Origin of the sequence: Alicycliphilus denitrificans K601, assembly GCF_000204645.1 — a bacterium.
GTDB classification, from domain to species: Bacteria; Pseudomonadota; Gammaproteobacteria; order Burkholderiales; family Burkholderiaceae_C; genus Alicycliphilus; species Alicycliphilus denitrificans.
In genome coordinates, this window is record NC_015422.1 from 1,903,735 (window position 1) to 1,916,750 (window position 13,016).

The 13,016-nt window shown below is 64.7% G+C and carries 13 protein-coding genes; 12 read left to right on the forward strand and 1 reads right to left on the reverse strand.

Translation table 11 applies throughout. From position 1 onward, the window contains the following. Window positions 1-4 precede the first annotated feature (4 nt). The 10 genes from ALIDE2_RS09005 (at window position 5) to ALIDE2_RS09050 (ending at window position 10,599) form a co-directional block, all read left to right on the forward strand. Entirely contained in the window at window positions 5-748 is a 744-nt protein-coding gene (locus tag ALIDE2_RS09005; RefSeq protein WP_013721894.1) for a DsbA family protein, read from the forward strand. 195 nt (window positions 749-943) lie between these two features. Further along, a complete protein-coding gene (radC, locus tag ALIDE2_RS09010; RefSeq protein ID WP_013721895.1) occupies window positions 944-1,438 on the forward strand; it encodes a RadC family protein in 495 nt (164 codons plus the stop codon). Between the two features lie 222 nt (window positions 1,439-1,660). Beyond that, window positions 1,661-2,137: a MerR family transcriptional regulator gene (locus ALIDE2_RS09015; protein WP_013721896.1), complete on the forward strand. Its 477-nt coding sequence runs from the start codon at window positions 1,661-1,663 to the stop codon at window positions 2,135-2,137. Next, a complete protein-coding gene (locus ALIDE2_RS09020; protein WP_013721897.1) occupies window positions 2,134-5,097 on the forward strand; it encodes an HsdM family class I SAM-dependent methyltransferase in 2,964 nt (987 codons plus the stop codon). The genes ALIDE2_RS09015 and ALIDE2_RS09020 overlap by 4 nt, the downstream gene beginning before the upstream one ends. A 149-nt stretch (window positions 5,098-5,246) precedes the next feature. Continuing rightward, window positions 5,247-5,765, forward strand: a complete 519-nt coding sequence (locus tag ALIDE2_RS09025) for a hypothetical protein (protein ID WP_013721898.1) — start codon at window positions 5,247-5,249, stop codon at window positions 5,763-5,765. A gap of 143 nt (window positions 5,766-5,908) precedes the next feature. After that, window positions 5,909-6,352: a TIGR03757 family integrating conjugative element protein gene (locus ALIDE2_RS09030; protein WP_013721899.1), complete on the forward strand. Its 444-nt coding sequence runs from the start codon at window positions 5,909-5,911 to the stop codon at window positions 6,350-6,352. After that, window positions 6,349-7,293, forward strand: coding sequence for a TIGR03756 family integrating conjugative element protein (locus ALIDE2_RS09035; protein ID WP_013721900.1), 945 nt, complete (start codon window positions 6,349-6,351; stop codon window positions 7,291-7,293). The genes ALIDE2_RS09030 and ALIDE2_RS09035 overlap by 4 nt, the downstream gene beginning before the upstream one ends. A 10-nt stretch (window positions 7,294-7,303) precedes the next feature. Beyond that, window positions 7,304-8,710, forward strand: a complete 1,407-nt coding sequence (locus ALIDE2_RS09040) for an integrating conjugative element protein (RefSeq protein WP_013721901.1) — start codon at window positions 7,304-7,306, stop codon at window positions 8,708-8,710. After that, the gene (locus ALIDE2_RS09045; RefSeq protein ID WP_003292115.1) at window positions 8,707-9,060 is read left to right on the forward strand and encodes a hypothetical protein; all 354 of its coding nucleotides are present in this window, start codon (window positions 8,707-8,709) and stop codon (window positions 9,058-9,060) included. Before ALIDE2_RS09040 ends, ALIDE2_RS09045 begins: the two co-directional genes overlap by 4 nt. A 15-nt stretch (window positions 9,061-9,075) precedes the next feature. Then, a complete protein-coding gene (locus ALIDE2_RS09050; RefSeq protein WP_013721902.1) occupies window positions 9,076-10,599 on the forward strand; it encodes a conjugal transfer protein TraG N-terminal domain-containing protein in 1,524 nt (507 codons plus the stop codon). Window positions 10,600-10,615: 16 nt separating this feature from the next. Here the strand turns inward: ALIDE2_RS09050 and ALIDE2_RS09055 are convergent, their stop codons facing one another. Beyond that, window positions 10,616-10,984 carry a DUF3742 family protein gene (locus tag ALIDE2_RS09055; protein ID WP_011805400.1) on the reverse strand — a complete coding sequence of 123 codons (369 nt, stop codon included), beginning with the start codon at window positions 10,982-10,984 and terminating at the stop codon, window positions 10,616-10,618. A gap of 229 nt (window positions 10,985-11,213) precedes the next feature. On the opposite strand from ALIDE2_RS09055, the gene ALIDE2_RS09060 reads away from it, so the two are divergent. Together ALIDE2_RS09060 and ALIDE2_RS09065 are read left to right on the forward strand one after the other, a co-directional pair. Further along, window positions 11,214-11,972 (forward strand): type IV toxin-antitoxin system AbiEi family antitoxin domain-containing protein, encoded by a 759-nt coding sequence (locus ALIDE2_RS09060; RefSeq protein ID WP_013721903.1) that lies wholly within the window; start codon window positions 11,214-11,216, stop codon window positions 11,970-11,972. Beyond that, a complete protein-coding gene (locus tag ALIDE2_RS09065) occupies window positions 11,965-12,885 on the forward strand; it encodes a nucleotidyl transferase AbiEii/AbiGii toxin family protein (RefSeq protein ID WP_013721904.1) in 921 nt (306 codons plus the stop codon). Before ALIDE2_RS09060 ends, ALIDE2_RS09065 begins: the two co-directional genes overlap by 8 nt. Window positions 12,886-13,016 lie beyond the last annotated feature (131 nt).

Here is a 13,016-nt window from a genome sequence, read left to right on the forward strand (position 1 = left end):
CACGATGCGCATGCCTTCCTTCGCCCGCCGTCATCCCCGGATCGGTCTGCTGATCGTGGCGACGATTGCGGTGGCCTCGTGGATGCTGCTGCGCGCGCCGCATCCGGCAACCGAGTCGATGCCCCTGGCCGCCGCCGGGTCCGAAGCGCCGAAACCGGCCGGCCCGCCCTGGCTGTATGGCCGTGCCGATGCGCGCTTCACGGTGGTCGGGTACGCCGACCTGGAGTGTCCGTACTGCCGGGCCTACTTCCCCGCGCTCAAGCGCTGGATCGACGCCCATCCCGAGGTGAACTGGCAGTGGCACCACCTGCCCCTGTCCATGCACGAGCCGGCCGCGACTGCCGGGGCACGCCTGGCCGAGTGCGCGGGCGAGACGGGCGGACACGCCGCGTTCTGGCAGGCAGTGGCCTGGCTCTACGCGAACACCCGTAGCGACGGCCAGGGCCTGCCGGAGGGCCTGCGCTATCCCGACCTCACACCAACCATGCAGGGTTGTCTCGACAGCGATCGCCCCGATGCCGTCATCCGTGCCCAGGCGGTGGAAGCGGCACAGCAGGGCATCGCGGCCACGCCGGCCCTGCAACTGCGCGACCACGAGTCCGGCAAGGCCCTCCTGCTGCACGGTCCCGTCGAAGGCGATGCCTTGCTGTCGGCCATCGACCTGCTCGCAGCCGGCAGCACGGCCACAGCCGAATCCGCCCATTCCCCAGACATGCCCGCCGGCGTCGCCGGTGACATGCCCAGGTAGCCATCGATCTTCAAGGCTGCGGCGCGGCTCGTCCGCGTTGATCGAAACCCGTTCGCATCGCATCCCTTGACGCGAACAGCCACCGCATCCGCGGTGGTGGATGCCCGCTCGTCACCTGTTCCATCCCCATCGTCCCCAGGAGGGTTTGCCCTCCAGGGGCAGGCGCCCTCCGATCTCTTCCATTGGAGGTTCGCCATGTCTCTTGTCATCGCCGACTCCCGCCCGGAGTCGCTCACCCTGATCGCCGCCCAGCACGAAGACTGGATCATCCGGCAGGCCATCACCCTGCTGGAGAACCGCGTGTTCAAGGCCGGTCCAGCGCTGGGCAGTCCCGCCGCCGTGCGCGACTACCTGCGCCTGAAACTGGTCGCGGAGCCGAACGAAATCTTCGCCGTCGTGTTTCTCGACAACCAGCACCAGGTGCTCGCCTTCGAGCCGCTGTTCAAGGGCACGGTCGACCAGACTTCGGTGTATCCGAGGGTGGTGGTCCAGCGTGCGCTGGCGCTCAACGCTTCGGCGCTGATCCTGGCGCATCAGCATCCCTCGGGGAACACCGAGCCCTCGGCCGCTGATCGTGCGATCACCGAGCGGTTGAAGAGCGCCCTGGCCACCGTCGATGCCCGGGTGCTGGATCACTTCATCGTCGGCAAGGGCAGCCCGTACTCGTTCGCCGAAGCCGGCTTGTTGTAGTCCGCACCGCAGGCGTCCCTTCCGGGGCGCCTGTTCCTCTTGCCCCTCTCCACAAGAACTGCCATGAACGGTTCCGGTTGCCACCTTGGCGATGCGTTCTGATGGTCACGATTTCGGAAGCTTGAAAGCTTGCGGGATACGCGGCTGAACCGGCCTTTATTTGTTGAGAGGCCCACCTTTACATGGCAGAATGTGCGTATTTTCTAGTTGCCAGCAACGCGAATGTCTGCCGTCACCGCCATCCAGTACACTCAGGATCAGATGCGCACGCTAACCGGCGTGTCCGCCGAAACGGTGCGGCATTGGCGCAAGACCGTGCCCTACTTGGCGTCCAAGACCGGGAAGGCTGCCCGATTCACCTTCGCCGATCTCCTTGGCTTGGCCGTTACCAATGAGCTGGTCAGCTCATTGGGCGTGCACATCGCCACCGTCAGCGTCGGCGTGGACGCGCTTTTTCGGTTGCTGAGCACCAGTGGCGCGTTGGCGCTGAATGGGTCTGTGGCGTTCGTGACGCCCACTTCGGCGAACCTGTGCGATATCGGCCCCGAGGGGGTTGGGCCGGCGCCGGCCCAACCGACTCTCGTGATCCCGCTCGATCCGTTGATCATGCGGCTTCAGCAGCACATGCTGCCGATCGTCCCGACGCCGAGCCAGGCAGCGTTGCCGTTTCCACCCGAAGCTATCCGGAGTAGGGCGTGAACACTGCCACGCTGGAACAGGTGCTCGCCGCAACCGGCTACCTGCCGGACGGGCGACCCGCGCCCGGCCTTCGGTTGGGGGCTGAGGCGCAGTCCTCGCGCCACGGCCGCGTTTTTGTTCCGGACGCATTGTGGCGCAGCGCGTCGTCGTTGACCGTCTACTTCAAGTTTGAGCAAAGCGCGCCTGCAGACGATCTGGTCAGCCAGTGGCGACGAGAGGTCTGGAACGAGGGGTTCGCGCCGTTGCTGTGGGTGATCTCGCCGCAGCGTATCGACCTGTACAACGGTTTCGGCACACCCGCGAAAGAAGGCGATGCCCAGAGACATTTGATTCGGCGTTTCGAGAACATCGAAGCTTCGCTTCATGAACTGGACGAGTTGGCCGGCCGACTGGCGATCGAGACGGGCCAATTCTGGGCCCAGGTGCCGGCCATCGATCGCAAGACCAGCGTCGATCAGAAGCTCCTGTCTGACCTTGGATGTCTCGAACGCGATTTGGTCGCAGGCAATCTCGCGCGCGATGCGGCGCAGGCCTTGATTGGGCGCGTGATCTTCACCCAGTACCTGATTGACCGCGAGATCGTCAGTGCGGCGCGGTTGAAGCGGGTATGCGGCCGCACGGCGTTGCCGGCGATCCTGCGCGACCGGCCAGCGACCAGCAAGCTGTTCGCATGGCTGGCCCAGACCTTCAACGGCGATATGTTTCCGCCCTCGTCGGTGAAAACGACACCAGCAGCTCACCATTTGACGCGGGTTGCGGAGTTCCTGGAGGCTGTCGATCCTGAAAGCGGGCAACTCAGCTTCTTCCCCTACCAGTTCGACGTGATTCCGGTCGAGCTCATCAGCTCGATCTACGAGCAGTTTGCACATGCTGAGCCGCAGACTGGAGGAAAGCGCACAGAAGCGTTGCGAAACGGCGTGCACTACACGCGACTGTCCGTCGTCTCGCTGGTCCTCGATGAGGTCATGGATGGTCTATCTGGACGGGAGTCGGTGCTGGATTTGACGTGCGGCTCCGGTGTCTTCCTGGTCGAAGCGCTGCGGCGCTTGGTTCATCTTCGCTCGCAAGGTCAGCCGCCCACGAGGGAGCTGATCCGCTCGACGCTCTACGGGCAGGTGTATGGCGTAGACATTAGCGAAGCCGCGATTCGCGTCGCTGCGTTCAGCCTGTACCTGGCTGCGCTTGAGCTGGACCCTGACCCGCAACCACCGCAGTCCCTGAAGTTCCAGCCATTGATCGGCAGGACATTGCTCGTCGGTGACGCTCGTACTGTCGAACGTGATGGAGATGGCAAGGCCGTGCTGGCGACGCCGACAGGGCTGAAGCAGTTCGACCTTATCGTGGGCAATCCCCCTTGGAGCTTTAGGGGGCAGACAGGAACCGAAGCGCGGCGCAAGACCAGGGTTGCGGGCGTACCTGCGCAACCGCGCGGTGAAGGCTTGGATTTCGTGTTGCGAGCGGCGGAGTTCTCACATGAGAAGACCCGTTTCGGCATCATTCTTAGCGCGATGCCGTTCTTCAGCCGCAGCGGCACCGGCATGGCAGCAGCTCAGCATGTGATGCGAGCCGTGGCTCCGATCACCTTGGTAAATCTGTCCAATTTGTGCAGTTGGCTCTTCGCGACAGCGGCCATGCCCGCAGTGGTTCTCTTTGCCCGTCATCGACCGAAGCAGCGAACGGATCAGGTCACGGTCGTTCAGATCCCGTGGACGCCCAGCGGTGCAAGGACTCATTCGTTCGAGGTGGCGCCGAGTGACGTCATCACTTTGACACTCGACGAGATCCAAGAACAGCCGTTGAAGCTCAAGGCAGCAGCCGTTGGCCGGCGCCGTGACCTCCTATTGCTGGATGACTTGACTTCGGCCCACAGAAATCTGGGCGAGCAACTCTCATTACTCGACACTACCTTCCAGGTTGGATTGATTCGCGGGGCCCCAGAGAATCAGACGCGCGATGCTCGCCCGCTAAAAGGATTGGATGTACTGCAAGTCAAAGACATGCAGCACTTCAACATTCCCGATGATTTGCCGACTTTCAGCCAATCGAAGGCACAATGGCCACGATCGCGGGAGATATATCAAGCCCCGCTTCTCATCGTGAAGGAAATGCTTCTGGGGAGTCCACGCGTCTTGGCGGCCGTCTCCGAGCGGGATCTCGTCTTCACGAACTCATACTTCGCAGTGTCTCTTCCGAGAGGGCACACGCGGACGGCACATTTGCTTGCCACCGTGTTGAGTTCTGCTTTTGCGACATGGTTCTTCTATCTGACCGCTGCAGAGTTTGGAATCTACAAGAGGAAGCTGCTGGCTCGCGACCTCAGCTTCCTACCGGTGCCTAATTTCACGAGCGCAGTGAAATCTGAGGCTGGCCAGCGCCTGCTGCAGATTGAGAAGAATCTGCGCGCCAACGGCACCGACGAGAGGGGATGGGCTGAACTGGACGAAGCTGTCTTCGATCTGTACGAACTGAACGATGCCGACCGAACTGTCATTCGAGACGGCCTCCTTCGCGCCGGGTGGCAATGGGAAACCGGCCGCGAATCATCCGTGGAGCCATCGGACAGTCGTACTGAGGTCACGGCGTATGCCAAGACGTTCCTGTCCGTTATCGAGGATTGGCTTTCCGTTCGCAATAAGCGGCACATGCGCGCCGAAGTGCTCGACTTACCAAGCAGTTCGGCCTTGCGCGTCGTGCGCTTTGTCTTGGAAGAGGGGCCGGGTAATGCGAGCGTGAGCGTCATGGCACCACAAGGCGAATTGGGTGAAGTACTGGCACGTATCGGCAGGCGCCTGAAAGTCAAGATTGCGACCGCGCTCAGTGCAGAGCGAGAATTGCGAGTACACGGACGCAACGAAGTCGTGATCATCAAGCCAGCAGCGCGGCGCTACTGGATGGGCATAGCGGCACTGGAAGATGCCGATGCAGTGGTCGCGGAGAGCTTTTCAGGGGGCAAAGTTTGAGGATCCCCTATGAGACACCTCCTGCACTGGGCAGAGAGTTCATTGAACTTGAGCCCGAGGTTGTGGCGGTCATTCTGCTGACACTGGCCGCAGGTTGGCAGCGAGCATGCGCAGCCGAGGACGTGAATGCCAACGCTGGAGAGGTAATCATGACCGAGCGCCTGCGGGACGGGATGCGCATTGCGCTGAAGAACTCCCCGTGGAAGCAGATCATGGTGCTGCCTGGCACGGAATCGCGATCTAAAAGCAACGTGATGCTGCCAGACGGACGTACCGACATCCCGCTGGCGTTCGTCGAAATTTTCTTGCGCACGCAGGAGCATGATCCGCACGCGATCATCGAATGCAAACGAATCGCCGGGTCGGACACTCACTTGTGTCGAGAGTACGTCGTCGAGGGCATGGATCGATTCATCCAGGAGAAGTACGGCGAGAACCATGCTATCGGCTTCATGGTGGGGTACGTTCTTGCCGGCGTTCCTTCGGAATCCGCGGATGGCGTCAACGCTTACTTGAGAAGAGTTTCGCGCTCGGTAGATCGCCTCGCCCCGAGCGACATCAGTGACGGGACTTGGCAGAGCCTACACGCACGCTCCAAGCCGTCGATGCCGATTCGCTTACAGCATGCGTTTCTTGGGTTCGCGGGCACCTCAGCGTCCCGCACCTGATCTTCGCCTCCGACAGGAGGCAATCACAACGCTCACAACGGCATAGGGTATGAAACCGGCAGGGGCCGGATGCGGTTTCTTTGTCGCGCTAGATCGGCACTTGAAGTCGACTGTGACTTTGATCGACTCCAAGGACGCCCGATATGCCGGCCCCCGTCTTCAAGGCTTCGCCCCGGCTGCCGACCATCAGCATTGCGCCCGGACTGTGGGCAGTGCTGTTCATGTTTACCCAGACTGCAGCAGCCGACGTGCTCGTCGTCACCGACAGCCGTCATCCGGTGCAGACTCCAGCCGGCGTGCGGATCATCGAGCTGGACCAGGCCACGCGCATCGAGGTCGAACTCGCCGCGCACCTACCGGCCGACCCGCAACAGGCTGCAGCCCTGGTGCGGCAGCGGTTGCATGACGGCGGCGAGGCCCTTCAACGCCGCATCGGCCACGCCTACCAAGGTGTCGCGGATGCCTGGGGACTGGGCATCGCCAAGATTCCCGCCGTGGTGGTCGATCGACGCTACGTGGTCTACGGCGAGCCCGACGTGCCCCGCGCCGTCGCGCGCATCAACGCCTACCGGAGCACGCAGCCATGAGCCTCCTGCTGGCATCCCGGCGCCTGCGCGCCACCGTCGCCTCGCTGCTGCTGAGCACGGCCACGTCGACGTTCGCCCTGGACACCGCCACCATCGTCTCGTCGGCGCTGTCCCCCGACTGCCTCGAATACCGCGTGGTCGGTATCTGCTACTGGCTGTACTGCACGCCCTTCGGCTGCTCGGTTCGCACTTCCGTCAAGGTGCGCCACTACGTCCCCGATGCGGTGGTGTCGAGCTACTCGAACACTGGCGAAAACCCGTGGCTGGAGGTCAGGGCGATGAGCATGCCCAACCCGACCGCCAAGGCTGGCGGTGACGGCACGACCAATCACGACAACGAGAACAACCTCGCCAAGTTCAAGAACGCCGATGTCATCGGCCATCCGGCCGCGCTGGTGTTCAGCCAGTTCGCCAGCGCCTCCGGCTACACCTGCGAAGGCGCTGGCACGGCCTTCATGCCGTATCTGCTGAGCACGCTCGACACGATCGCCTGGCGCTACAACATCCCGGAAGCGTTCTACCCCGAAGCGCTCATCCCCGGCCGGCGCGAAATCGGTACGCGCACCGGCCTGAACCTCTGGGGCAACGTGTATCCCCGCGGTGGCTTCCTGCACCAGACCGACGACCACAAGAGCGGCGCCGTGGTCGCGCAGCGCGCGGGCGACATCGTGACGCGCCGCAACCAGATTCACGTGTATCAGCCCCTGCTGGCCAACGCCCGCGACGGCTACTGGCCGGCCGGCGCGCTGATGGAGACCGACGCCTCGACGGGCAAGTGGCAGGAGCTGACGCCCACGCTCTCGAACAGTTGCGTGGTCTTCCCGCACAGCCGCACCCGCGTGCAGGCCCAGCAGGGCGACTACGCCTGGGCCTTGTGGCGGCCGTACTCCTGCTGCCGGCGCCGTGGCCAGGTCTTCCTCGGCAGCGTCGATTTCATGTGAGGAACCCACGATGAACGCCTCCCTCCCTGACTTCCTGCACCGCGCGAAGTCGCCCCTGCGGGCCACGCTGCTCGTGGCGGCCATCACGCTGGTCGTCGGCGTCGCCTGGGCGCAGACCCGCATCGACCCCAATGGCGTGAACGTCAGTGGCAGCGTGATCGGCGACGACGTGCTCTACAGCATCGGCGGCGGCCGGGCCGTGTCGATGGGTGGTGCCGGCAACATGCAGAGCATCGGCGTCGGCGTCGGCTGGAACAGCAACCTGATCTGCGGCGACATGAGCATCACCACGACGCTGCAGAACCAGCTCAACGGCATCACCAACGGCTTCCAGACGATCATGAGCAACGTGATCCAGAACGCCACTGCCGCGGTGGCGTCACTCCCGGCGCTCATCATCCAGCGCGCCGACCCGGGCCTGTACAACCTGCTCACCAACGGCATCCTCCAGGCGCGCCTGGATTTCGACCGCTCGAAGATGACCTGCCGGGCCATCGCCAATCGCATGGCGGACATGGCCGGCGGCCAGGCCGGCTGGGACCAGCTCGCCGAAGGGATGGCGCTGCGGGATGCGGTCAGCAGCACCGATGCCGTCTCCGCCATCGAGCAGGCCGAGTCCAACAAGGGGAACAACGGCGTGCCCTGGGTCGGCGGCGGCAACGCGGGCGGCTCCGGCCAGAGTTCGATCAAGGTGGTCGGCGACGTGACGCGCGCGGGCTACAACCTGCTCAACGGGCGCAGCGCCACCGATACCTCGTCGATCGCGCGCAGCGCCTGCGGCAACCGCCTGACCTGCCAGACCTGGTCGTCGCCTGGCGCGGCCGCGGCCTTTGCGAACCGCGTGCTGGGCGAACGCGAGCAACGCACCTGCGAAAACTGCACGAAGACCCAGACCACGCCTGGCGTCGGGCTCACGCCAGTGATCCAGGAAGAGTACGAGACCAAGCTGCAGGTGTTGCAGGAACTGGTGACGGGCGCCCGGCCGACGACACTGGCCAATCTCGACGCGGCCGGCAGCAGCTCGCTGCCGATCACCCGCGGCGTGATCGAGGCCCTGCGTGACGAGCCCGACCAGGACGTGCTGGGCCGGCGTCTCGCGTCCGAGGCTGCGCTGTCCAGCGTGCTGGAGAAGGCCCTGCTGCTGCAACGCACGTTGCTGACCGGCAAGAAGGAGCCGAACGTCGCCGCCAACGAGCTCGCCGTGCAGGCGGTGGACCAGGAGAACAGCGCGCTGGAGCAGGAGATCAACAACCTCAAGACCGAGCTGGAGCTGCGCCGCACGCTGGCCGGCAACTCGGCGATGGCGATCATCCAGCGCCACAGTACCCGCGCTGCCGGCTCGCGCGGCGTCTTCGAGGGCGACACCACGCGCGACCGTCTGCGGGAAGTCCAGAAGCCGCGGAGCGGTACGCCATGAGCCGGCTCGCCTGGCTGCGGCTGCCATGGCTGTTCAACCGCCGCGTCGGCGTGGCGCTGCTGTGGACCTTGCTGGTGGTCGCCGCCGCGGTGGCGGTGAACATCGCCGGCATCCACGTGGTCGGCGGCGTCGAGGGCTGGCAGCACTGGCTGCAGGCGCACGCCGGCCACTTCTTCGTGTGGCGTCTGTGCCTCTACGGAGCGACGGCTTACGGCTGGTGGTGGATGCGTCGGCGCCTGTTGCGGCGGGAGCCGTCCCGCGAGACGCATCAGCGCCTGCTGCGCACGGAGATCGCGGCCGTCATCGCCGTGGTCGCGCTGGAAGCCAGCCAGCTGCTGCGGCACGGCTGAGACCGGGAGGCAGGCATGACGCTCTACACCACGGACTACTTGGAGTATTACCTGACCCTGGTGGCTTGGGTGGTCAACAACGGCATCTGGAGCATCCTCGTGGCCAGCGGCGTGTTCGCGCTGCCGTTCGTGGCCATCGTGATCCAGGAATGGCTCAAGGCCCGCAGCGAAGGTGCGGACGAGGGCAACAAGGGCGTGCTGTCGTCGATGCGCATCGAGAACCGGGTGTGGGTGGCGATCGTGGTCATCATGTTCGCCGGCATCCCGTTCATCCCGGTGGATCTCGCCACGATCAGGTTCGACACCACGCGCTCCGCGCAATGCCAGGTCAGTGTCCCGCTGCCCAACGACACGGGCTGGTCCAACGTCTACACGGCGCTCAACGACCAGAGCGCGCTGGTGCCGGTGTGGTGGTTCTTCATACACGCGCTGTCGAAAGCCGTGACGGGCTCCGCGGTGGCGGCGATTCCCTGCGGCACGGACCTGCGTCAGATTCGCATGGATGTGGATGCCACGCGCATCGACGATCCGGTGCTGGCACAGGAGGTCGCCGACTTCACGCACGACTGCTACGGGCCGTCGCGCGCCAGGCTGTTCATGAACCGGCCGACGCTCTCCGACGAGCAAATGAACGACGTCACCTGGATCGGGTCGAGTTACTTCCTCGACACGCCCGGCTTCTATGACACCTATCGCGCCAAGACCCCACGCACGGCCTGGCCCTACGACGCGACCCGCGATGCAGGGTTGGCACAGGTGGACAGCGGCGGCGGCTATCCGTCCTGCCGGCAGTGGTGGGCCGATGGCGGCCAGGGACTGCGCAGCCGGCTGCTGGCACAGGTCGACCCGGACCTACTGACCCGCATCGGGCGCTGGGCGGGCTTCCTGTCGCAGAGCGAGGTCAATGACTCGGTGATCCGCGCCGTGGTCTCACCGCGACAGCAGAAGATGAACCAGGGCGCCGTCTACACCGACTACGGTGGCCAGATCGACAAGACGCTGCCGAACGTTGTCACGCGCGGCGCAAGCGACCTGGGGTTGACCGTCGGCTCGCTGGCCTTCTTTCCCGCGATGGACGTGGTGCGCCAGGCGCTGCCGATGGTGCTGACGATGCTCAAGATGGCGCTCGTCATCTGCATCCCGCTGGTGCTGCTGATCGGCACCTACGACCTGAAGACGGTGGTGACGGTGAGCTGCGTCCAGTTCGCGCTGTTCTTCGTGGACTTCTGGTTCCAGCTCGCGCGCTGGATCGACAGCACGATCCTGGACGCGCTCTACGGCTGGGGGTTTGGCGCGGACAGGCCGCACACGAACTTCGATCCGTTGATCGGTTTGAACAACGCCTTTGGCGACATGCTCCTTAACTTCGTCATGGCGATGATGTTCATCGTGCTACCGGGTTTCTGGGTAGCTGCGCTCGCGTGGGTTGGTGTCCGCGTAGGCAACATTTCGCAGATGCTCGCAGCAGCCACCGATGGCGCCAAATCTGCGGGAGGCAAAGGCGCTGACCTTGCAATCAAAGCAGCGAAGGCGAAGTAGCGCCGAGAGTGGCGAGCTACTCGTCGTCCGCGCTGCCGCCGTCAATGCGTACCTCGCCCCGGTAGAGACCGTATCCGTCCAGGCCGTTTCGCCATTGAGGCTCGTCATCATCACTGCTTTCGTCGGCATCGACGTTGCGTACCATCCAGGCAGCGATCCCTGCAAAGGCCAGCAGCAGCGCCAGCCAGAACGCGGAGTAGAGCAGCACACCAAGCACGGCCAGCTTGACGATCCAGAGCACCGCCGTCGCCGCGCTCGCGGGCACCCCGCGCGTCACCAGCCAGCCGGCGACACGCTGCTCGCGGCGCAGGTATCCACGCCAGGCACGGCCAGCCCCCCGGCCCAGCCGGTGGCTCCAGCGCCCGTTGTGCGTGTTGGTGGTCATGCTCATATGCCTCGGCTTCAGTGGTGCCTCACCTCGCGGAGTGGCCGGTCGTGGCTTGCCCTCCAGCATAGACCGCGATCAGGAGGGCGGGTTGCGGCTGGCAGAGTCGGGTTGGCTCGGGTCGCAGGTCGATTAGATTCTGCACGATAACTCAAACCTTATGCTACTTTCCATGCACGTTCTTGCAATGGCTCTAGTGACTGATTGGATTCCGTGCTATTGTTATAGCATGGATGGAAATTCTAGGCATCAGGTAATCAAGCGGCTGCAGGCGGGACTCCCCCGCGGGGCGCCGTTCGACCTTGCCACCCTGAGCCAGTTCGGGGTGTCGCCCCAGCTCGCCGCCCACTATGCCGACGGCGGGTGGCTCGTGCGCCTGGCCCATGGCGTCTATGCCTTCCCGAACGATGAGTTCGGGGTCTACGGTGCGCTGAAGTTCCTGCAACAGCGCGTGCCCGGCCTGCACGTCGGCGGCAAGAGCGCCCTGGCCCTGCAGGGGGTGCGGCACAACCTGGGCAGCCGGGAGGCGCTGGTGCTGTGGGGCGACGGTCGCTTCGCGTTGCCGGCCTGGTTCACTTCGCGCTTTCCGGCCCGCTACGTCCACGCCCGCCTGTTCGACTGGCCGGACACGGCGCTGGCCGGCAAGACCCTGACCACGCCGCCTGGCCTGCCCGAGGATCTGCGGGTGGCAGCCCCCGAGCGTGCCGTGCTGGAGCTGCTGTACGAAGCCGGCGTCAAGCAGAGCCTCGAAGAGGCCCGCAACCTCTTCGATGGACTGCGTTCCCCCCGCAAGGACTTGCTCGGGCAACTGCTGTCCTGCTGCGCCAGCGTGAAGGCCGTGCGCCTGTTCCTGACCTGGGCGCGCGAGACCAGCCTCGTGGATGTCGATGCCCTGCTGGAGCAGTACCCGGTTCGCACCGGCAGCAACACGCGCTGGATGAGCCGGCTCGATGACGGCACCTTGCTGAGCCTGAGACCTCATGGATAAGACCTACGCTGACACCGTTCGCCTGCTGCTGGCCGTCGCGCCCGACGTGTTCGCCAACGACATCTTCGCCATGAAGGGCGGCACGGCCATCAACCTCTTCGTGCGGGACATGCCGCGCCTTTCGGTGGACATCGACGTGGTGTACCTCCCGTGGCAGACGCCGCGCGACGAAGCGCTGCAAGCCATCAACCAGGAGCTGGCCGCCATCGCCACGCGCGTTGCGCCACTGGGCGTGCAGACACGCCTGGTTCGCGCCAAGGACCTGGGAGACACCAAGCTGATCGTCGAGAACGACGCCAGCCAGGTGAAGATCGAGGTCAACGTCGTGTTCCGAGGCAGCGTGCTGCCCGTCGAGCGGCGGCCGCTGAGCGCAAAGACCAGCGATCTGTTCGGCGTCGAGTTCGAGCTGCCGGTTCTGGCACCGGACGAGCTGTACGCCAGCAAGCTGGTGGCCGCGCTGGATCGGCAGCACCCCCGCGACCTGTTCGACGTGTGGCAGCTCTACGAATCGGGCGACATCAGCGACGGCATGGTCGAGTGCTTCGTGATCTATCTGGCGGGCCACAACCGGCCGCCCCACGAAGTGCTGTTCGGTAACGACAAGGACATCGCCGGCGAGTACGAGCGGGCCTTTGTCGGCATGACCGAAGTGGGCTGCTCCCTAGAAACACTGCTCGACGCTCGCGCCAGGGTGCGGCGCGAGCTGCCACAGCGACTGAGCACCGCGCACAAGCAGTTTCTGAGCGGGCTGGCGCGCGCAGAACCGGACTGGTCGCTGGTGCAATGCCAGCACGCCGCGCAACTGCCGGCACTGCGCTGGAAGCTCGCCAATCTCGAAACCTTCCGCAAGCGCCGTCCCGACGACTTCGCAGCGCAATCCGCCGCCCTCGACACCGGCTTGGGCCAGAGCTGACGAACGTCCCGCAGCGCCCCACTTGCCGGGATTGCCCCATGCCGCATTCATCGTGGCACCCGCGAAGCAGCGGCCCTATACCCAAAGGCTTCCGACAAAGGCCAAAGGGCTGGGAAGGGGCAAAGGAAGGG

Excerpts from the sequence above, each read along its gene's own strand:
- ALIDE2_RS09005 (WP_013721894.1), top strand. The coding sequence starts at position 5 with ATGCGCATGCCTTCCTTCGCCCGCCGTCATCCCCGGATCGGTCTGCTG.
- radC (WP_013721895.1), top strand. The coding sequence starts at position 944 with ATGTCTCTTGTCATCGCCGACTCCCGCCCGGAGTCGCTCACCCTGATC.
- ALIDE2_RS09015 (WP_013721896.1), top strand. The coding sequence starts at position 1,661 with ATGTCTGCCGTCACCGCCATCCAGTACACTCAGGATCAGATGCGCACG.
- ALIDE2_RS09025 (WP_013721898.1), top strand. The coding sequence starts at position 5,247 with ATGACCGAGCGCCTGCGGGACGGGATGCGCATTGCGCTGAAGAACTCC.
- ALIDE2_RS09030 (WP_013721899.1), top strand. The coding sequence starts at position 5,909 with ATGCCGGCCCCCGTCTTCAAGGCTTCGCCCCGGCTGCCGACCATCAGC.
- ALIDE2_RS09035 (WP_013721900.1), top strand. The coding sequence starts at position 6,349 with ATGAGCCTCCTGCTGGCATCCCGGCGCCTGCGCGCCACCGTCGCCTCG.
- ALIDE2_RS09040 (WP_013721901.1), top strand. The coding sequence starts at position 7,304 with ATGAACGCCTCCCTCCCTGACTTCCTGCACCGCGCGAAGTCGCCCCTG.
- ALIDE2_RS09045 (WP_003292115.1), top strand. The coding sequence starts at position 8,707 with ATGAGCCGGCTCGCCTGGCTGCGGCTGCCATGGCTGTTCAACCGCCGC.
- ALIDE2_RS09050 (WP_013721902.1), top strand. The coding sequence starts at position 9,076 with ATGACGCTCTACACCACGGACTACTTGGAGTATTACCTGACCCTGGTG.
- ALIDE2_RS09055 (WP_011805400.1), bottom strand. The coding sequence starts at position 10,984 with ATGACCACCAACACGCACAACGGGCGCTGGAGCCACCGGCTGGGCCGG.
- ALIDE2_RS09060 (WP_013721903.1), top strand. The coding sequence starts at position 11,214 with ATGGATGGAAATTCTAGGCATCAGGTAATCAAGCGGCTGCAGGCGGGA.
- ALIDE2_RS09065 (WP_013721904.1), top strand. The coding sequence starts at position 11,965 with ATGGATAAGACCTACGCTGACACCGTTCGCCTGCTGCTGGCCGTCGCG.